Origin of the sequence: Marivirga arenosa, assembly GCF_030503895.2 — a bacterium.
In the GTDB taxonomy this organism is placed as follows: Bacteria; Bacteroidota; Bacteroidia; order Cytophagales; family Cyclobacteriaceae; genus Marivirga; species Marivirga arenosa.
Map to the genome: position 1 here is coordinate 3865723 of NZ_CP129970.2, position 21688 is coordinate 3887410.

17 protein-coding genes and 1 tRNA gene are annotated in these 21688 nt (G+C 33.2%); 12 read left to right on the top strand and 6 right to left on the bottom strand.

The window, feature by feature from the left end; translation table 11 throughout:
* Positions 1-104: 104 nt before the first annotated feature.
* Positions 105-569, top strand: coding sequence for a DinB family protein (locus QYS48_RS16810; RefSeq protein WP_308356943.1), 465 nt, complete (start codon positions 105-107; stop codon positions 567-569).
* An 18-nt stretch (positions 570-587) separates the two neighbouring features.
* On the opposite strand, the gene QYS48_RS16815 is transcribed toward QYS48_RS16810, so the two are convergent.
* Complete coding sequence (locus QYS48_RS16815) at positions 588-1661, bottom strand: enolase C-terminal domain-like protein (protein WP_308356944.1); 1074 nt, start codon at positions 1659-1661, stop codon at positions 588-590.
* A gap of 138 nt (positions 1662-1799) precedes the next feature.
* On the opposite strand from QYS48_RS16815, the gene QYS48_RS16820 reads away from it, so the two are divergent.
* The 3 genes from QYS48_RS16820 (at position 1800) to serA (ending at position 6034) form a co-directional block, all read left to right on the top strand.
* Positions 1800-3020: an S-adenosylmethionine:tRNA ribosyltransferase-isomerase gene (locus QYS48_RS16820; RefSeq protein ID WP_308356945.1), complete on the top strand. Its 1221-nt coding sequence runs from the start codon at positions 1800-1802 to the stop codon at positions 3018-3020.
* A 116-nt stretch (positions 3021-3136) separates the two neighbouring features.
* Entirely contained in the window at positions 3137-4027 is an 891-nt protein-coding gene (locus tag QYS48_RS16825; RefSeq protein ID WP_308356946.1) for a mechanosensitive ion channel domain-containing protein, read from the top strand.
* Positions 4028-4147: 120 nt separating this feature from the next.
* Entirely contained in the window at positions 4148-6034 is a 1887-nt protein-coding gene (gene serA / locus QYS48_RS16830) for a phosphoglycerate dehydrogenase (protein WP_308356947.1), read from the top strand.
* Between the two features lie 13 nt (positions 6035-6047).
* Here the strand turns inward: serA and QYS48_RS16835 are convergent, their stop codons facing one another.
* Entirely contained in the window at positions 6048-7907 is a 1860-nt protein-coding gene (locus QYS48_RS16835; protein WP_308356948.1) for a tetratricopeptide repeat-containing sensor histidine kinase, read from the bottom strand.
* Between the two features lie 222 nt (positions 7908-8129).
* Here QYS48_RS16835 and QYS48_RS16840 point away from each other — a divergent pair, with 222 nt between their 5' ends.
* Positions 8130-8915, top strand: a complete 786-nt coding sequence (locus QYS48_RS16840) for a hypothetical protein (protein WP_308356949.1) — start codon at positions 8130-8132, stop codon at positions 8913-8915.
* 252 nt (positions 8916-9167) lie between these two features.
* On the opposite strand, the gene QYS48_RS16845 is transcribed toward QYS48_RS16840, so the two are convergent.
* The 4 genes from QYS48_RS16845 to sucC form a co-directional block, all read right to left on the bottom strand.
* Positions 9168-13517 (bottom strand): FG-GAP-like repeat-containing protein, encoded by a 4350-nt coding sequence (locus QYS48_RS16845; RefSeq protein WP_308356950.1) that lies wholly within the window; start codon positions 13515-13517, stop codon positions 9168-9170.
* Between the two features lie 226 nt (positions 13518-13743).
* On the bottom strand, positions 13744-13935 hold the full coding sequence (locus QYS48_RS16850) for a hypothetical protein (RefSeq protein WP_308356951.1): 192 nt from the start codon (positions 13933-13935) through the stop codon (positions 13744-13746).
* 180 nt (positions 13936-14115) lie between these two features.
* A tRNA-Arg gene (locus QYS48_RS16855) sits at positions 14116-14189 on the bottom strand.
* 68 nt (positions 14190-14257) lie between these two features.
* A complete protein-coding gene (gene sucC, locus QYS48_RS16860) occupies positions 14258-15469 on the bottom strand; it encodes an ADP-forming succinate--CoA ligase subunit beta (protein WP_308356952.1) in 1212 nt (403 codons plus the stop codon).
* A 204-nt stretch (positions 15470-15673) separates the two neighbouring features.
* Between sucC and QYS48_RS16865 the strand changes: the two genes are divergently transcribed.
* The 7 genes from QYS48_RS16865 to QYS48_RS16895 all read left to right on the top strand — a co-directional run bounded on the left by QYS48_RS16865 (position 15674) and on the right by QYS48_RS16895 (position 21687).
* Positions 15674-16339, top strand: a complete 666-nt coding sequence (locus tag QYS48_RS16865) for an ABC transporter ATP-binding protein (RefSeq protein ID WP_308356953.1) — start codon at positions 15674-15676, stop codon at positions 16337-16339.
* A 112-nt stretch (positions 16340-16451) separates the two neighbouring features.
* Positions 16452-17651: an acetyl-CoA C-acyltransferase gene (locus QYS48_RS16870; protein WP_308358441.1), complete on the top strand. Its 1200-nt coding sequence runs from the start codon at positions 16452-16454 to the stop codon at positions 17649-17651.
* Between the two features lie 5 nt (positions 17652-17656).
* The gene (locus QYS48_RS16875; RefSeq protein WP_308356954.1) at positions 17657-17902 is read left to right on the top strand and encodes a hypothetical protein; all 246 of its coding nucleotides are present in this window, start codon (positions 17657-17659) and stop codon (positions 17900-17902) included.
* 53 nt (positions 17903-17955) lie between these two features.
* Positions 17956-18750, top strand: a complete 795-nt coding sequence (locus tag QYS48_RS16880) for a thymidylate synthase (RefSeq protein ID WP_308356955.1) — start codon at positions 17956-17958, stop codon at positions 18748-18750.
* Between the two features lie 12 nt (positions 18751-18762).
* Positions 18763-19848 carry an acyloxyacyl hydrolase gene (locus QYS48_RS16885; RefSeq protein WP_308356956.1) on the top strand — a complete coding sequence of 362 codons (1086 nt, stop codon included), beginning with the start codon at positions 18763-18765 and terminating at the stop codon, positions 19846-19848.
* Entirely contained in the window at positions 19836-20585 is a 750-nt protein-coding gene (locus QYS48_RS16890; RefSeq protein ID WP_308356957.1) for a DUF2807 domain-containing protein, read from the top strand. The genes QYS48_RS16885 and QYS48_RS16890 overlap by 13 nt, the downstream gene beginning before the upstream one ends.
* A 7-nt stretch (positions 20586-20592) precedes the next feature.
* The gene (locus QYS48_RS16895) at positions 20593-21687 is read left to right on the top strand and encodes an alanine racemase (protein WP_308356958.1); all 1095 of its coding nucleotides are present in this window, start codon (positions 20593-20595) and stop codon (positions 21685-21687) included.
* Position 21688 lies beyond the last annotated feature (1 nt).

The following is a 21688-nucleotide window of genomic DNA, read 5'->3' on the forward strand; positions in this document are numbered from 1 at the left end:
CTATTTAGTATGCATGCCTAATAAATAGCAATTTATATATTCTTTTTGAAATCACTCAAAATATCGTGATTTTATCCCTATTTTCACTCCCAAATTTGAACAAAATGCAAGTAATAGATAATCATAAAGCCATTAGAAATAATTTTGACAAAGCCCTAGCAAATATTGAGGCCGAACTTTTAGTCAAAATTCCAGAAGGATTTAATAATAATATACTTTGGAATTACGGTCATGTAATAGCTACTCAAAATGTGTTGATTTATGGTATGTCTGGTTTGGATTTTACTGTTCCTACAGATTTCCTAAAACAATATAAAAAAGGCAGTTTTCCTCAGGAAGTTGAAAATCCTTTAGCTGAACTAGAAGCTATTAAAATCATATCAGAAAATGCTAATAAGCAATTAATTGAAGATATTAAAGAAGTGAAATTCAATGATTATCAGGCATATGAAACGAGCTTTGGGGTTGTATTAGAAAGTTTTAATGATGCTTTACAATTTAACAATATACACGAAAGCATGCATTTAGGTATTATTAAAACCATGAAGCAGTGTCTTATTAGAAAATAAGTCTAAAAACTGTTTGTTTTAAAGCTTTCCCCATTCTTTAGAGCGGTCATAGAAAGTCTCTCCCTTTTCAATAGTAATGGGTGAGTTAATATTATTATGATACAACTGACCTGTACCCAAACCCTGAGGCATCTTCACTTTTAAATAAGATGCCAACTGACAGATTGCATTCAATCCAATATTAGATTCAAGCATGCTTGTCATCCACCACCCAATATTTAAAGATTCAGCTATTTCAATCCATTCTATAGTAGAATGAATACCTCCTATCAAGCTAGGTTTTAATATGATGTATTGTGGTTGTATTTGGGTTAATAATCTCTTTTTTTCTTCTTTCATATTAATCCCAATCAATTCTTCATCTAAGGCAATTGGCAAGGGAGTTTCTCTACATAAGCTAGTCATTTCTTCAATTTGACCAGCTTTAATAGGTTGTTCAATAGAATGTAAATCCAGTTTAGCTAATTCCTTTAACTTATCTAATGCTTCGGAATCACTAAAAGCTCCATTAGCATCCACTCTAAGGGTGATTTCATCTTTTGAATATTGGTTCCTAATAGATTGTAGTAACGAATATTCTGTTCCAAAATCAATGGCTCCAATCTTCATTTTAATGCAATCAAAACCAGCTTTCAATTTTTCTTCAATTTGTTTTTGCATGAAATCTTCTGATCCCATCCAAATCAATCCATTTATGGAAATTCTTTCTGTCCCTTTAAAGAAATCAGTGTTAAAAATCATCTTGTTTCCACCATTCATGGCGTCCAACAAAGCTGATTCTATGGCAAACTGAATGGAAGGAAAACTTTCACTAGACATGGATTTTGCAAGCTCGAATACTCCTTCTATGCTAGTGGGTATTTCTTGCCCGATTAAGGCATTCGAAACTCTTTCTAGCTCAGGTTCCATTTCATCCAGCTTTTCTATACTTAAACCCTTCAGTGGTCCTGCTTCCCCTACTCCGACCAACCCAGAAGAAGTATATAATTTTAAATACCAGGTATCTTTCTCTTGAAGTTTCCCTCTTGAAGTACCTGCCTCAAACTTAAATTGTAAAGTATGATGCTGAATAGATGCGCTTGTGATTTTCATTTGGAGAATTGATTTCTGCTAATTTATAAAGCTTTTGTTTGCTAAATAAAATGATTTTGAAATAATTGACTATTATCTTTGCCTTCCTGTTTTAAGACAAGCATTATAGTATTCAGTTATACAGCATAATAATTAGAAATGAGTTTATTAGAGAAGGCTTCACAAATTGATTTATCAAAGTTCAAATATGATTTACCAGATGATAGAATCGCTAAGTTTCCTCTGGAGAAAAGAGATCATTCTCAACTACTACATTATCTAAATGGGAAAATAACTCATCAACATTTTTATAACATTACAGAATTACTACCTAAAAATAGTAGTTTGATATTTAACAACACGAAAGTAATCCCTGCTCGCATTCATTTTAAAAAGCAAAGCGGGGCAAATGTTGAAATCTTTCTGTTATCACCCGTGGAGCCTACTCCTGAAGTTGCCCAAGCTATGCTCGTAAAGGGAAAGTGTGTATGGCATTGTATGATTGGAAACAGAAAAAGATGGAAAGAAAAAGATCAATTAGAACGCTTTTTTGAAACGAAAAATGGAAAAGTGAAAGTTACTGCTTCTTATTATAATCACGAAGAAAACTTCATCCAATTTAAATGGGATAATGATACTATTCCATTTGTTGAAATAGTTGAAATGATGGGAAGTACTCCTCTTCCACCCTATTTGAATAGATCAGCCACAGAGGAAGATAAGCCTAGATATCAAACGGTTTATTCAAAAAATGAAGGTGCTGTAGCAGCTCCTACAGCAGGCTTACATTTTACTGATGAGATACTCTCTCAAATACAAAAATCACACAATATTCATGAGCTTACACTTCACGTAGGAGCTGGAACTTTTCAGCCCATTAAAACAGATAATGTGATTGAGCATGATATGCATTGTGAGCAAATTCAAATGGAAAAGTCAACCATTGAATTTTTAGCTAGTACTGAAGATCAAATCATTGCAGTAGGTACTACCTCAATTAGAACATTAGAAAGTGCCTATTGGTATGGTATTCAATTAATAAAAGAATCAAAAAAAGAGTTTAATATCAAAAAGCTTTATCCTTACGAGATTGGTTTTGATCATCTTCCATCTAGAAAGGAAAGTTTCCGGGCTATCTTAAATCATATGGAAGAGGAAAATATTGAAAGTATTCATGGCGATACTGAAATATTTATCTTCCCTGGCTACGAATTTCAAGTGGTAAACGGATTAATTACTAATTTTCATCAACCGGAATCAACTCTGATTCTATTAATTTCCGCTTTTATTGGGGATGATTGGAAAAAAGTATACGATGCTGCTTTAGATCATGATTATCGCTTTCTTTCCTATGGTGACTCTTCTTTATTAATTCCATGAATTAAAATAATCACTGATAAAAAAATCTTTGACTGGGATTAAATTAAACGGTAATAATTTTCCTATTACATCTCATTTCCATTACTTTCATATCTATTGTAATTATTTTATAGTTTATGGAAGCATTTCAAAAAGGCTTTGAAGATTTCTGGAAAAAATTCACCGACTTATTAAATATTGTAATATTCGATATCAAAGGTTCTGATTTCACTTTACTCACCTTACTGTTTATCATAATATCGAGTGTATTACTAGTTTTTATTTCTAAAAGATTAAGTAAACTATTGGTAAATAAAGTTTTAAATCGCTACATAAAGGATATTGGCGTAACAAACTCAATAGGTACTATATTTCGATATTTAGTGATCGTAATTGGATTTATTACTATTTTCCAATCTGCTGGCTTTGATCTAAGTACCTTAGGTCTTCTAGCCGGTGCCTTAGGGGTTGGTATTGGTTTTGGTTTGCAAAATGTGACCAACAATTTTATTTCCGGAATCATCATATTATTTGAAAGACCAATTAAAGTTGGAGACAGAATTGAGGTGGGAGACATTAATGGCGATGTGCAATCTATATCCATGCGGTCCACCACAGTGATTACAAATGATAATATTTCGGTTATTGTTCCGAATTCAGAATTCATTAATAGCCAAGTCATAAATTGGAGTCACAACGACAGAAGAGTTCGTTTTAAATTTCCAATCGGTGTATCTTATAATGAGGACCCTGAATTTGTTAAGAAATTGGTTCTAGAAGTTGCTAAAGAAGATGTAGGTGTACTTAATAATCCCGGACCTGATTTGTGGTTTACAGGTTATGGGGATAGCTCTTTAGACTTCAATCTGGTAGTTTGGACTTCTGATTACATCCAAAGACCAAGTGTATTAAAAAGCAGATTATATTACGCAATATTCAAGAAATTTGGAGAACACAATATCGAAATACCTTTCCCTCAAAGAGATTTACATATTCGATCTGGTTTAGAAAAAACACTTATAAAATAATATCAATCAAACTCACCGGTTTGAGTTAAAATAACATTATTATGAGATAAAATAGATGCATATAAATACAACATTATATTGCGAATTTTGAGTCTCAGAAAAATAGAAAATTAAAATACAATGGATAAATATTTCATCATAGATTTTGATAGTACCCTCACTAGAGTAGAAGCAATGGATCTATTGGCTACTATTTCTCTTCAAGGCTTACCTCAAAAAGAAGCTGCTGAAAAAAGGATAAAAGAGCTTACTGATTTAGGAATGAATGGTGAAATTTCATTTAGAGACTCGTTGAAAGAAAGATTATTATTATTAGAAGCTCATGAAGCGCATTTATCTCCTTTAATAGATTTATTAAAGAAGCAAGTCTCAAAGTCATTCGAAAGAAATAAAGACTTTTTTAATAAATATGCTGAATCTGTTTATGTCATATCCAGTGGATTTAAAGAATACATCACTCCTATTGTTACTGAATTAGGAATCAAAGAATCTCATATTTTTGCGAACGATTTACTTTTTGATGATCAGGGAAAGGTAAATGGCTTTAATGAAGAAAATCCTTTATCACGAGATGGCGGTAAAGCAGAAATCATCAGAAAACTAGACCTTGATGGTGATATTTATGTAATTGGTGACGGTCATAATGATTACGAAATAAAAGCAGCAGGATTAGCCAATAAATTTTATGCATTTACTGAAAATGTCAGCCGTGAAAAAGTAATGGAGAAAGCTGATCATATCGCTCCTTCCTTAGAAGAAATACTTTTTGAAAATAAGATTAATTCTGCTTTCTCATATCCTAAAAATCGAATTAAGGTCCTTTTACTTGAAAACGTTCATCATAAAGGCGTTGAGTTATTGGAGAAAGAAGGATTCACTGTTGAAGAATATCCTGCGGGATTAGATGAAGATGAATTAGCTGAAAAGATAAAAGGGGTTTCTATTTTAGGTATCCGATCGAAAACTCAAGTAACCGCAAAAGTGTTGGAAAATGCCAACAGATTAATGGCGATTGGAGCATTCTGCATTGGTACTAATCAAATTGATTTGGAAACTGCTCAGGAAAAAGGTATTGCTGTATTTAATGCTCCATTTAGCAATACACGATCTGTTGTTGAGCTTGCCATCGGTCAAATTATTATGCTTACTCGTAATATTTTTGATAAGTCAGTATTAATGCACCAAGGAAAATGGGATAAATCGGCAACAGGTAGTAAAGAGATTAGAGGAAAGAAATTGGGTATCATTGGATATGGAAATATTGGAGCTCAGCTTTCTGTAGTTGCTGAAAGCATTGGGTTAGATGTTTGCTATTATGATTTAGAAGAAAAACTAGCATTAGGGAATGCAAATAAGATGGGGAGTCTTCGAGAATTACTAGAAACGTCTGATATCATCAGTTTACATGTAGATGGCAGGCCTGAAAACAAAAATATTATTGGTGAGAAGGAATTTGAATTAATGAAAGAGGGAGTAATATTCATTAATCTAAGTAGAGGCCATGTAGTAGATATTCAAGCATTGAAAACCAATGTAGAATCAGGCAAAATAAAAGGTTGTGCAGTAGATGTATTTCCTGAAGAACCAAAGAGTAATAAGGATCCATTTGAATCTGAACTAAAAGGACTACCTAACACAATTTTAACTCCACATATCGGAGGAAGCACAGAAGAGGCTCAGGAAAATATAGGCAACTTTGTACCGAATAGAATCATGGAGTATATCAATACGGGAACAACCACTAATAGTGTAAATTTTCCGAATTTAACCTTACCTAGGTTACAAAATGCGCACAGATTAATACATATACATAAAAATGTCCCTGGTATCATCGCTAAGATCAATCAATTATTTGCCAAACATGAGATTAATATTGCTGGGCAATACTTAAAGACAAATGAAAAGATTGGTTATGTTATTACTGATATTGAAAAGGCTTATTCCGATGATTTAATTAAAGAGCTAAGAGCAATTGATAACACCATTAAGTTTAGAGTACTTTATTAATATTATAGAACCACTATAAAGCTTTATCAAATCTTATCTTTATAGTGGTTCCTTTATTTTCCTCAGAATCAATTAATAATTCTCCTTCATTTAGATTCACAAATTCTTGGCATAACATTAGCCCTAAACCTGTACCTGTTTCACCTTCGGTACCTCGAATACTATGTTTTGATTCTAATTTAAATACATTTTCTTTTATTTGATCTGGCATTCCAACACCATTATCTTCTACTATAATTTCTACTTTATCATTTAATTCCTGAGCAGATAACTTAATAACTCCACCCCTTTTGGTAAATTTAATAGCGTTATTTAGCAAATTCCTGATCACAAATTCTAACTGATTTTGATCCACACAAATTTTCAAGTTTTCTCCTATTTCTAATTTTAAATCAATATCCTTTTTAGAAGCTATGTTTCGATAAAGAGCATATATAGGTTGAACACTTTCAGCTACATTCAATGTAATTTTATCTACACTAACGTCCTCCATTTGTATTCTTGCCCAATTAATCAGATTATCAGCCATTTTAATGGTATTACCTACTGAGGTCTTAATCTCATTGCTAAAATTTTTGATATCCTCTTTAGAAAAGCTGTCAAAATGATCAGATAAAATATCTGTGAATGATTTTAATGAATTGAGTGGGCTTTTAAGATCATGAGCTACAATACTAAAGAACTTATTCTTAGTGTTATTTAGCTTCTCCAAATGATTCTTTTGAGTCTGGATTATCATTTGCTGTCTCGCCAACTTTTTATTCTTTTTAATATTAATATAAAGGGACCAAACCAATATGATAAGAATAATCAGTACAGAAATGATTCCAAAATAGGCTAACTGGAGCCTAGTAGCTTGAATTAAATTTGATTTTTCGAGCTTATTATTCACTTTTTGCAGATAATAAGAATCCTCAACAGATTTTATTAATTCAAATTGATTATTCAGTTGGAGATCTTTTCTTTTTGTATTGATACTTTGAAATTCAGATAAATAAAATTGTAATGAATCGAATTGTTCTGAATTTGCATAATACTTTATGAGTTTTAAGTAAATAACTGAAAGCTCATCATCTAATAATGTTAAATTACTATATTCGATTGCTTGTTTTAGGTAATCAAGCATCAGTTGGTTTTGATTTAACTCATAATAGATATCTGAAAGGTTTATAAGTGCATCTACTGTAGCTAATTTTTGGGACTTATCACCTAGTTTTTTAGATATCTCTAGTACTTTTTCAAAGTTTATAATAGCAGAATCTTTATTTCCGATCTTATATTCTAATTTCCCTAAAATATTGTAACATGAGGATAAAACTGATAATTTATTAAGATCAGAATTAATTTGAATTGACTCTTTGACCAATTCTCGACTTTTTTCAAACTCACCACCTAATAAATAAGATTCCGCCAAATTATGGGTAGCTACTCCAATTCTGCTCTTATTTCCAAGACTTCTAAATATAATGAGAGACTTTTCATGGTAGTCAATTTGCTCCTCTATTCTTTTAAGTCTTTTGTAATAATGCCCTAATGAAACATATACATTTGCAATTCCTAAGGAGTCGTTTCTACTCTTAAATATATCTAAGGCTTGTAGAAAGAACTCCAAACTTTGGAAGTGATTATCATTCTGTGAATAAATACTTCCTAATATTCTGTAAGCACTTGCAATACCTGCAGAATCATTTATTTCCTTAGATAAAACTAATGCTTTCTCAGCATTATTAATTGACTTTACCTGATTAACAAATGAATACTCTCGTGCTAATAAATTATAGAGCCTAATTCTAGTTTTCCTATCCAAATGATTTAAATAGATTGAATCTTCTAATTCGGAAATACTTTGAGAAAACGATTTAGGCAAACTCATAATTATTAAACCTATTATCGATATACTAAATACTATGAAATGATTAAATCGAATATTCATTATAGGTAATCATTCTAAAGTTGAATTTCTTTGTTTAAATTAACAAAATAGTAAAATAATAATAAATTTTACACAGATTTAACCTTCTAACTTTGGATACAAATAATTTAAACAATAATAACATATAAAGTTCTTATTTGTTGAACCATAAATTTTTTAAGCATGAAAAAACTAATTGGAATACTTAATTTAATATCTGTTGTTCTTATCATTTATTGGAATTATGTTGTGAGTACAGGTGCTATTAATGGCAACCAAATGGGAAAATTAAGTGATGATATTAATAGCTTGTTTACACCTGCTGGTTATGCTTTTTCTATTTGGGGCATTATTTATACAGGTCTTTTAATTAATGCCTTTTGGTACCTAATTCAAGCGTTCCGGAATAAATATAATGATACATTAGCTCAACAAGGAATATGGTTAATTGTGGCAAATGTAGCTTCTGGAGCTTGGTTATGGTTTTGGTTAAATGAGCAGTTTCTAATTTCTGTATTTTGCATGCTAGGTATTTTAATCTCATTAATGGTAGCCATTGTAAAGTTAAATATGGAAAAATGGGATGCTCCAAAATCAATCATCGGATTTGTTTGGTGGCCTATTAGTTTATATGCAGGTTGGATTACGGTGGCAACTGTTACCAATATTGCTGCCTATTTAAAAACTGAAAATTTTAGTGCATTATTTAGTGAAGAAGTTTGGACTATCATTATGATATTAATCACTACGATATTGTTTCTTTATTTCCTTTATACAAGATTTATGAGAGAATTTAACGCGGTAGCAGTTTGGGCGTTAATCGCCATAGCAGTTGAACAATGGGAAGCTTTTCAAGCTATATCCTATACTGCTATTTCCTGTGCTATTATAATTACCATACTATCAATAATTCAAGGATTTAAATACAGAAAAAGCAATCCCTTTTACCCTGATTTTTTAAAGAAATAAAAAAAACCTCTCGATTGTGAATTGAGAGGTTTCAAAACTTTTTCAGTAACCTTTAAAATTATTTAACAATTAAAATATAACTACCTAGTTTTAGGTAAAACCAATAAGAAATTGTAAAATATTCTACATAAATCAATTATGAACACCAAATCATATTACTTAACATTTTCTATCATTTAGCTCTTTCATCATCTTCAGTAGGACTGTAAATTTAATTCAAAATATAATGCTACTCTTTTATTTCATTATACATTACTTCTTAACAAATCTATGATTCAAAGTCTTACCTAAAGATTCAAATGAAAGTATATATACACCACTTTTAAGGTCACCTACGTTAATTGAACTTGTTTTAGTGTCGTAATTGTATTCGCCTATTACATTTCCACTTAAGCTAGAAACAACTATTTTTGAATCTTCATCAATTTCCCCATTAATAAAAAGATAAGTTCTCACTGGATTTGGATAAATATTATATCTAGAAATACTCGTAGTCGAAGCAACTGTTTCAAAAACATCAATTACTTTTATTGAGATTTCTATTAAAGCAGAGTTTTCAGCTTCATCTTTGGCAATAACATTTACTAAATACTCGTTATCCTCATTTCTATCCATTGGCTGTTCATAATCAGGAGCACTTAGAAAGCTTATTTCTCCACTTTTTATAGAGAATAAATCCTCGTCCTTATTATTCCCTAGGCTAAAGGTAACATCCTCATCTGCAATAGCAGTATAAACACTCTCCTCTATATTCTCTTCCACTGAAACACTAGATGGCGAGGTAAACACTGGCGATATTTCGTCTACATCTGTCACTACAATAGCTACTTCTATGGTAGTTGCATTTCCAGAGGCATCTGTGGCAGTGATATCCAGTCGGTACTTATTATCTTCATCTCTATCTAAGGCATTTTCAAAGTCAGGAGAAGTTAGAAAACTAATTGCATCAGTGCTTAATTTGAATAAATCCTCATCCTTGCTGGTTCCTAGACTAAAGGTAACATCCTCATCTGCAATAGCAGTATAAACACTTGCCTCTGTATTCTCTTCCACTGAAACACTAGATGGTGAGGTTAGCGTTGGGGCGATTTCATCCGCATCTGTCACTACAATAGCTACTTCCATGGTAGTTGCATTTCCAGAGGCATCTGTGGCAGTGATATCCAGTCGGTACTCATTATCTTCATCACCATCTAAGGCATTTTCAAAGTCAGGAGAGGTTAGAAAACTTATTGCATCAGTGCTTAACTTAAATAAATCCTCATCCTTGCTGGTTCCTAGGCTAAAGGTAACATCCTCATCTGCAATAGCAGTATAAACACTTGCCTCTATATTCTCTGCAACTGTAACACTAGATGATGAGGTAAACACTGGCGATATTTCGTCTACATCTGTCACTACAATAGCTACCTCCGAGGTAGTTGCATTTCCAGAGGCATCCGTAGCGGTAATATCTAGTAGGTACTCATTATCTCCATCACTATCTAAGGCATTTTCAAAGTCAGGAGAGGTTAGAAAACTTATTGCATCAGTGCTTAACTTAAATAAATCCTCATCCTTGCTGGTTCCTAGGCTAAAGGTAACATCCTCATCTGCAATAGCAGTATAAACACTTGCCTCTATATTCTCTGCAACTGTAACACTAGATGATGAGGTAAACACTGGCGATATTTCGTCTACATCTGTCACTACAATAGCTACCTCCGAGGTAGTTGCATTTCCAGAGGCATCCGTAGCGGTAATATCTAGTAGGTACTCATTATCTCCATCACTATCTAAGGCATTTTCAAAGTCTGGGGCAGTTAGAAAACTTATTGCATCAGTGCTTAACTTAAATAAATCCTCATCCTTATTAGCCCCTAGGCTAAAAGTAACATCCTCATCTGCCGTGGCAGTATAAACACTTGCCTCTATATTCTCTGCAACTGTAACATTCAATGGAGAACTAAATATCGGGGCGGTATCATCCAAATCAGTCACTACAATAACTACTTCCGTAGTAGTTTCATTTCCAGAGGCATCCGTGGCGGTAATATCTAATAGATACTCATTATCTCCATCACTATCTAAGGCATTTTCAAAGTCTGGGGCAGTGAGAAAACTAATCACATCAGTATTTAAGATAAATAAATGCTCGTCCTTATTAGTCCCTAGGCTAAAAGTAACATCCTCATCTGCCGTTGCAGTATAAACTGAAGTTTTAACATTTTCTATGACATTAACTAGAGGATCAGATACAATAGTGGGAGGGATCAAATCTAACGTACTTAAATATAGGTTTGAAATTCCGTGATTATCTTTTCCTCTACTGCCTATCATAAAAACATCTTGATCTAAATCACCATCTACATCTGAAAAGACAACAGATTGAGAGAATCCTTCAAAAGGAAGAGTTTCAAGCACTTCTGTAAAATTCCCCATACCATCATTTATATAGAGTTTTGAAACATAGGTCGTATAAAGCTCCTGAATTTCTCCTGTAATATATACATCCTGATCTGAATCGCCATCTACATCTGCGAAGCCGATTGATCCGCCTTGCACTGGTTTAAAAGGAGTGTCAGTAACTTTTGTAAAGACACCATCTCCTTGATTTATATAAAGATTAGCTGTTTCTTCACCTATATAATTTCTACCTGTTATAAGTACATCTTGATCTAGATCACCGTCAACATCAGCAAAAGCATAAGCACTATAGCGAACACCTTGGAAAGGAGCATCAGCTGCATAGCCATCAGATAATCTTGTAAAAACACCACTGCCGTTATTCATATAGAATTTTGTAATATTAGTTGATGAATTATTAGAACCTATAATGAGCACATCTTGATCATGGTCTCCATCTATATCTACAAATTCTACAGATCCTCCTTGAACCGCATCAAAAATGGTGTTTTCTATTTCTGTAAAAATACCACTACCATTATTTTCAAATAACTTTGCAGTTCTATCATAAGTACCATCAGGATACATACCCAATAAATCAAGATCATTATCATTATCAATATCTGCAAATGCAAAAGGGCCTCTTAAGAGGTCAAAAGGGGTATCAATTACTTCAGTATAAACTCCATTCCCATCATTATAAAAAAGTTTTGTGTCTGAGCCTACTATGAGGACATCTTGATCGTGGTCTCCATCCACATCTGCAAAGGAAATTGCCCCTTTTAACCCATCAAAAGGAGTGTCAGGTATTTCTTCAAAATTCCCGTTGCTCATATTTCTGTAAAGTTTGGCTATTCTGTTACTACTGTATCCAAAATAACCTAAAATAAGTATATCCTTATCTGTATCTCCATCCACATCTGCCAGTGCAACTGACCCGCTTGTAACCCTTTCAAAAGGTGTTCCTGTACACCTGATAAAATCCCTGTTGCCATTATTTAGAAACAGGTGAACAAAACCAATACCTGAGATCAGTAAATCTTCTAGTGAATCCCCATTTACATCAGCATAGCCTACTACTGTAAGGTTTACAAATTCCTCAATACCGGTGTCTGGAATTTCAGTAAATATACCATCTCCATCGTTACTATAAATTTTTGTATATCTTTCAGGTAAAAAATATCCGTTTCCTGAAATCAGGACATCCTGATCAGAATCTTGATCTATGTCTATAAATTCAACAAAAACCCCTGAAGCAGGCTCAAAAGGTGTCTCCATTACTTCAGTAAAAACTCCGTTGCCGTCATTAGTAAATAGTTTAACATTCGGAGTGCCAGAATACTCTTCACCGAAAATAAGTAAATCCTGATCTGAATCCCCGTCAATGTCAGCTATATCAAAAGGGCCTCCATCAATATCAGCTAATTCAAAAGGGCCTGCTGAATAGGGCGTTTCATCTACTTCAGTAAAAGCACCAGTCCCATCACTATAATATAAAAAAATGTCGGGTCCATTAAAATTTCCTGCATGTCCTGAGAAACCTGAAATAAAGACATCCATATTTTCATCTCCGTTTATATCCGCAAAAGCTATAGTCGCGGCTCGAACTCCTCTGAAACTCGCCTCAGTTGCTTCACTGAAGTTACCTTCACCATCATTTATATAAAGTATGGAAACTGGTAAATCTGCACTATTTAATCCTGTAATAAGAACATCTTGATCTGAATCTTCATCTACATCTTCAAAGGCAATTTCAGCAATCATTACACCTTCGAACGGGGTATCAATTTGTTCAGAAAAACCTGCATTCCCATCATTGATATAGAGTTTTGTAATTCTCTCCTCATTAGCATTTAAACCAGCTATAAGAACATCTTGATCTAAATCCCCATCTACATCAGCAAAAGCCACAGCACTTTCTTCAACTCCATCAAAAGGGGCCTCCGTTATTTCTGTGAAAACACCACTTCCATCATTTCTATACAATTTAGCGATAGGTATATCTCCGTCATAATCTCTAGTCAGTCCAGAAATCAGTACATCTTGATCAGAGTCTCCATCCACATCCGCAAATGCAGTTGCCCCTTTTACAACAGTATCAAATACAGGATTACCTTGCGGGGCTGGTGGCTGCTGAAATACTTGTTCAAAGTTGAACTGCGCAAATAGGTTGAAAAAAGAGAAAACTAAGACTATGGTGAGATTTACTTTGAGCATATGCTAAACCGTTATAAATAAACTACAAATATGGGGTTATTATCTATAGAAATTAAGATTATTCATATTTTTTCAAAGCAAATTGAATGAAATAATTAGAATCTAAAATCCAAACTTGTGAAGGGATATATATACTCAATATTATATTTTATGTAAACCAAACTCTAAATTTTTGCTGAAATGAGTAATAAAATTTTGATTCAGCCACAAATAAGGTGCTTTACCCTCAAAGGATAATAAAGATCCTTAAATCTCCGTATTCAGCAAGTATCATAGATTTAGCTTCAGGATAAAATGAACAAGAATCTATTTCAAACTGACTTTTATCAACTTTACCTAATTGGAAAGGATATTTTTGACTGTAGACTGAACTAGTAAGGAAAATGGTTGAAAGTAGTAATACTAAGCTTTTAAGCATGAAATTCATTATTTAATTAAACTCGAATATATTGATTATAACTAAGGATTTAAAAGTTTAAACTATATAGTTTTAAAGAATAATATCGATAAATAATGTAGTAAATCAGGCTCTAATTAAAACAAAAAAACCTCTCAAATATCTCTGAGAGGTTTTATCGACCTTTGAAGTCTTGAGTAGTACACCTGGAGGGAGTCGAACCCCCAACCCTCGGAGCCGAAATCCGATACTCTATCCAGTTGAGCTACAGGTGCATATTGGGTTGAAAAAATAAAAGCAGCTGACCTGAAGATCAGCTGCTCTAATATAATTTAAGTTTTTATTAAGCTAAAGCTTCTTTAACTCTTTCTGCTGCATCTTTCAATACGATAGCAGAAGTTACTTTCAATCCTGACTCTTCTATGATTTTAGCACCTTCTTCAGCGTTCGTTCCTTGTAAACGAACAATAATAGGCACATTAATATCTCCTATGTTTTTGTAGGCTTCAACAACACCCTTTGCAACTCTGTCACATCTCACAATACCACCAAAGATATTGATTAAGATAGCTTCTACTTTAGGATCTTTTAAAATGATTCTGAAACCCGCTTCTACAGTTTCTGCATTTGCGCTACCTCCTACATCCAAGAAATTAGCAGGGTCGCCTCCTGATAATTTTATGATATCCATAGTAGCCATCGCTAAACCAGCACCGTTCACCATACAACCTACGTTTCCGTCAAGTTTTACGTAGTTCAAGCCAGATTCAGCTGCTTCAACTTCTGCAGGATCTTCTTCCGTCTTATCTCTCATTTCAGCTAAATCTTTATGACGATATAAAGCTGAATCATCTAAATTAACCTTAGCATCAACTGCTAAAATTTTATTATCTGATGTTTTTAATACTGGGTTAATCTCGAACATTGATGAATCCGTTGCATCATACGCTTCATAAAGTGAAAAGATAAACTTCACCATATTTTTGAAAGCTTCACCCTCTAACCCTAACTTAAAAGCAACTTTTCTTGCTTGAAATCCTTGTAAACCAACACGTGGATCAATCCACTCCTTAATGATTTTCTCTGGAGTATTCTCAGCAACATCCTCTATATCCATACCCCCTTCAGTAGAGGCCATGATAACATTACATCCTTTGGCTCTATCTAAAAGAATACCTAAATAATATTCTTTTGGCTCACTTTCGCCTGGATAGTAAACGTCTTGTGCTACTAATATTTTATTAACAACTTTACCTTCTTCACCAGTTTGGTGAGTAACTAATGTACCCCCTAAAATAGCTTGTGACTTTGGTGCTACCTCATCTAAGCTTTTTGCCAATACAACTCCGTTTGAATCAGTTTCTTTTACTTTTCCTTTACCTCTACCTCCAGCATGAATTTGTGCTTTTATCACATACCACTCAGTACCTGTTTCTGAGTTTAATTTCTTAGCTGCAGCTGTAGCATCTTCCGGTGTATCGGCAACAATTCCTTTTTGAATGGTTACTCCGTACTTTTCAAGTATTCCTTTGGCTTGATATTCGTGTATGTTCATTCTTGGATAATTTTTCTGCGAATGTACGGCATTAAATATTATTATTCAACCTCAACAGTAATTTACAAATTACAAATTTGCAAATACTTTGAATTATTGAAGTTTATAAAGATTTTGAATATGCATATTTTGAATTCTATCGCCAATACTTAAGATAATTCAACTTTCATATTTCAGATTTACTGTTTTCATTATCTTTGAGGCATGAGCTTATTAATTGCTAAAAACATTCAAAAAAATTATGGAGATCTGAAAGTCTTAGATGGCATTGACTTTCAATTAGAAAAGGCAAAAATAAGTGCTATTGTAGGACCGAGCGGTGCCGGAAAAAGTACTTTATTACATATTTTAGGAACGTTGGATCAAGCTGATAATGGTGAATTAATATTCGACAATAAAGATATTAGTAAACTTAATGGAAGCAGGCTATCCAACTTTAGAAATAATGCAATTGGTTTTATTTTTCAATTCCATAATCTACTTCCAGAGTTTACGGCAGAAGAAAATATATTAATTCCTGCCTACATTTCTAAGAGAGATCAAAAGGAATCTCAAATAAGGGCACAAGAACTGATGAAAATTCTAAGTATTGATAACAGGGCAGAACATAAACCCGGTCAATTAAGTGGTGGAGAGCAACAAAGAGTAGCTGTTGCCAGAGCTCTTATGAACAACCCATCCATAGTCTTTGCAGATGAGCCCAGCGGTAATTTAGATTCAAAAAATGCTGAAGAACTCCATTCCTTATTTTTAAAATTAAGGGATGAATTTGGACAAGCTTTTGTAATCGTAACTCATAATAAAGATCTAGCGGCCATATCAGATGAAAGACATGAAATGAGAGATGGGAAACTTGATAAATTGAATTAAACAAATCAATTGAGTTTTTATTATTATCTATAGATAATCAAGATTAACATTTTGAGTTAAGACTTTCAGCTAAAAATCAAAAAGATTAATTTCGAATAAAAAAAAGGAAATGATTAAAACAGCTTATATTGTAGACATAGCAAGAACACCTGTCGGAAAATTTGGTGGGACCCTAAGTAGCGTAAGGCCAGATGATTTGGCAGCTCATATTATCAAAAGTTTATTAGAAAGACAGCCCAATTTCGACAAATCATTATTAGAAGATGTGATTTTTGGAGCTGCTAATCAAGCGGGAGAAGATAATCGAAATGTAGCAAGAATGGCTGGCCTTATGGCTGGATTACCCATAGAGGTGGGTGGAGTTACGGTAAACAGATTATGCGCCTCTGGCCTACAATCCATAATGGATGCCAGTAGAGCTACTATGTTAGGTGATGGCGAAGCCTTTATTGCCGGAGGTGTTGAAAGTATGACAAGAGCTCCTTTTGTTATGGCAAAAGCTGAAACTGCTTATTCTAGAAAACCAGAAATATATGACACTACAATTGGTTGGAGATTTATAAATCCAAAATTAGCAGATATGCATTATCCATTTGCGATGGGCGAAACTGCTGAAAATGTTGCTGAACAATGGAAGATCAGTAGAGAGAGTCAGGATGAATTTGCTCATAATTCACAAGTAAAATACGATGCAGCTCATAAAGCAGGTAAATTTAGTAACGAAATAGTGCCCGTTAATGTACCTCAAAGAAAAGCTGACGATATTATTTTTGATAAAGATGAACATCCTAGATTATCATCTATTGAAAAATTAAGCACTTTAAAACCTGCCTTCAAAAAAGATGGGACAGTAACTGCAGGGAATGCAAGTGGGGTTAATGATGGTTCTGCCGCATCTTTAATTGTAAATGAAGAAACCCTTAAAAAATTCAATTTAAAACCAATGGCTAGAGTGGTTAGCATGGCGATTGCTGGTGTAGGACCTGAAACTATGGGAATAGGTCCAGTTCCTGCTACAAAAAAAGCTTTGAAGAGAGCTGGATTATCTGTAAATGATTTAGATTTAATTGAATTAAATGAAGCTTTCGCCTCTCAATCGATAGCCTGCATTCAGGATTTAGATTTAAACCCTGACATTATAAATGTAAACGGTGGTTCAATTGCGATTGGTCACCCTTTAGGAGCTAGTGGCACTAGAATTTCAGCTACTTTATTACATGAAATGCAAAAAAGAGAAAATGTGAAATATGGTTTAGCTACCATGTGTGTTGGAGTTGGGCAAGGTGCCGCAATCATTTACGAAAAACTATAATTTGAATGAATTTAGAAAGTGCTAAAAGGTATTCATCATTTATATATTGGATTCCTGCCGTTATTATCATAATGGGTAGGATTCCAATTTCTGAACTTGCCTTCATTGGTTTACCTATCCCCTACTTTGCAGTATTTTACTATCTGTATACCAGAACTGAAAAATCAGAAAGAAATAGAGTGGAATTCGCCAGGTTAATCCTAGTTACCATATCTCATTTTGTATTATATTACATGATGTTTTATAGATAGTTTTTATCATTTATTATCTTTAAGAATTATTAGCGTCTTTTAATTACCATAGTATGAAGCAGTATCACGATTTAATGCAGCACATTTTAGATAATGGCACTGAAAAAGGAGATAGAACAGGAACTGGAACCCTTAGTGTTTTCGGTTATCAGATGAGATTTGATTTATCAGAAGGCTTTCCCGTTGTTACTACAAAAAAGTTGCATTTGAGGTCGATCATTCATGAGTTACTATGGTTTTTAAAAGGTGAAACTAACATCAAGTACCTAAAAGAGAATGGCGTTTCAATATGGGATGAATGGGCAGATGAAAATGGTGAATTAGGTCCAGTTTATGGTTCTCAATGGAGAAACTGGCCAACCCCTGACGGAAAGCATATAGATCAAATTAGTCAAATAATTGATCAAATTAAAAACAACCCTGATTCTAGAAGAATTATGGTAAGTGCTTGGAATGTAGCAGATGTTCCTAATATGGCACTCCCTCCTTGTCATGCATTTTTCCAATTTTATGTAGCGGATGGAAAATTAAGTTGTCAATTGTATCAAAGATCAGCTGACGTATTTTTAGGTGTTCCATTTAATATCGCATCTTATGCACTATTAACTATGATGGTTGCACAAGTTTGTGATCTTGAGCCAGGTGAATTTGTTCATACATTAGGTGATGCTCATTTATATTCTAACCATTTAGACCAAACTCATCTTCAACTATCAAGAGAGCCCTACCCGCTACCAAAAATGAAAATCAACCCTGAAGTCAAGAATATCTTCGACTTCAAATTTGAAGATTTCGAGTTGGTAGATTATCAATATCACCCACATATTAAAGCAGCTGTTGCAGTTTAAATTATCATAGTGTTGAAGAGATTTTTAGCAATCTTATTATTTATAATAATAAGTCTTTCAGCTCATGCCCAGAAATACGACTGGTATTTGAATGGGCAAATTATTAAAGGGTTTATTTTAAAACATAATCAATATGTTTCTCATTTGGCAGTTTCGAATCCAAGTGGAATTGAATTGAGTTTTCAACAAAGATTAAATGGCAGAAGAGAATGGGAAAGCCTTTACAATAAGCCAATTGTAAACTATGGTCTATCTTATTACAACCTAAGAAATCCAAAATTAGGTCATTTGATAGTTGGGGCTGCGAATATGGATCTCCCAATAAGTAGAAAAGAAAACACGGCATTATATTTTCGCATTGGGACTGGTTTAGTCTATTCTACTAACCCTTATGATAGGGAGACTAATAACCAGAATAATATGATCTCAACCCCTATCACTATTTTGTTACAAACAAGGTTGACTTATGAGATTAATATCAATGATAAATTTAATCTGACTCCAAACTTAAATGTTACACACGCTAGTAATGGCGCTCAAAGAGCCCCAAATAGAGGTATTAATATAATAACTGCCAATTTGGGTATGTCTTACAAAATCATCAGTAAGACAGAAGAAATAAATAATGCAATAAAACCAATTGAAAAAATTCCGTATCAACTCTATTTTTCATTAAGCGGAGGTTATAATACAAAAACTTTACAGGTTAGAGATTCCAAACCTTTCTTTAATGTAATCATATTTGGCCAAAAGTATTTAAATAAAAAGAGTGATGTAGGAATTGGTTTAGATTATTCTCATAATACAGCATTAAAAGAACAAATTCAGCAAGATTGGCAAAGAATAAGAAATAATGAGAAGATAGAAGATTTCAGAAGAGTTTCGCTTTTACTTGGTCATGAGTTGAAATTTGGAAAGCTTGGATTTATCACTCAGTTAGGAATTTATGTATATGATCCTAGTGCTAAAAATATGCCTGTATATCAAAGATATGGATTAAGGTATCAGTTCCATGATCATTTAATGGCTATAGCATCTTTAAAAACGCATGCTGCAACTGCAGAACAATCTGAATTTGGAATAGGATGGAGATTTTAAAAAGAATTAAATATTGCTTCTTTCTTCTCATTATAAGCTTATCATTTTTGGGTTGCAATTCAACTAATGCCCCCGATTGTTTTCAATCAGCCGGAGAGGAAACTACTATTTCTATTACAGAACTAGAATCATTCAATCAGCTAGTCATTTATGATGATATAGAATTAGAAATAATAGAAGCTGAAAATGAATATTTTGAATTGACTTATGGTGAAAATTTAATTCCTGAAATTATCTATGAATATGAAAATGATTCGATTAGCTTCTTCAATTATAATTCATGTGGTTGGACTAGAGATTTTAAAAAACCAAAATTAAAATGGTTTACAGATAAAGAAAGCATAAATATAATTTCTCTAAGTAACGGCAATATCATAACAAATGACACACTATATAGACCAATTTCGATAAGGACTGAAAATGCAGTAGGTGATATAAATCTATTAATAAATAATTCTTATATTCTTTTATCTAGTAATTCTTCCGCAAATTATAATGTCATTGGTAGAAGTGATGAATTAACGATTTATGCATATTTCAATGATGGGATATATGAATGCGAAAATCTTCAAGTAAATAATGCTAAAATTCTACATAGAGGTTATAATGATATAATAGTAAATGCAAAAAACTCTATAACTGGTTCTATTGAAAATGCTGGAAGAATATTGTATGTAGGAAATCCTAGTCTTAATGTAGAAGTTAGCAATGGGGGTGAATTAATCCAAATAGAATAAAGCCAATATGAAGATCACGAAACCAACCCTATTATTAGATAAAGGCAAATGCCGAAAAAACATTGAAAATATGGTGGATCGTGCCAAAGAATTCAATTGTAAATTAAGGCCGCATTTTAAAACACATCAATCGCATGAAATTGGCGAGTGGTTTAAAGAGTTTGGCATTGACTCTTGTGCCGTTTCTTCATTAGAAATGGCTAAATATTTCCATAAATCAGGCTGGAAAGATATCACTGTAGCTTTTCCACTCAACTTATTAGAGATTGACACGGTGAATTATCTGGCAAAAGAAATCACCTTAAATATCTGTGTTGAGTCAGTTGAAACAGTTCAACATTTAAACAAAGAAATAAGACATCCACTTAATATATTCATAAAAATTGATGCGGGTTATCATAGGACAGGCGTTCAGGCTCAAAAACTTGAAGAAATCCAATCCATTATTAATGAAATTGAAAAGAATGAATTGGTGAATTTTGTTGGTTTCATTCAACATGCAGGGCATTCCTATCAAGCAAAGGGAAAAGAAGAAATAAATAAAATACATCAAGAAACCTCACAGTTGATGATCGATTTAAAAGATCATTTCAAAAAACAATATCCTGAACTGATTATTTCGAACGGAGACACTCCTAGCTGTAGTATATGCAGTGACTTTGACCATATTGATGAAATGCGTCCTGGGAATTTTGTCTTTTATGATGTCATGCAGGCTGAAATCGGATCATGTAGTTATAATGATATTGCTGTAGCGTTAGCTTGTCCTGTTGTAGCCAAACATAAAGATCGAAACGAGATAATCCTTTACGGTGGAGCTATTCATTTATCTAAAGATAGAATTGAACAAAATGGCAGAACCATTTACGGTTTAATTTCCAAAAAAGAAGATGAAAGATGGGGTTCCCCTATTAAGAATTGCTACATGAAAAAACTGTCGCAAGAACACGGAACGATGCATGTTGATGATGAAAAGTTTGATGAATTCAATATTGGTGATATTGTATACGTTTTACCCATTCACTCCTGTCTAACCGCAAACCTTATGAGTCAATATACCACTTTAGAAGGAGTAAATATTAATATGTTTCACTATCGATAAG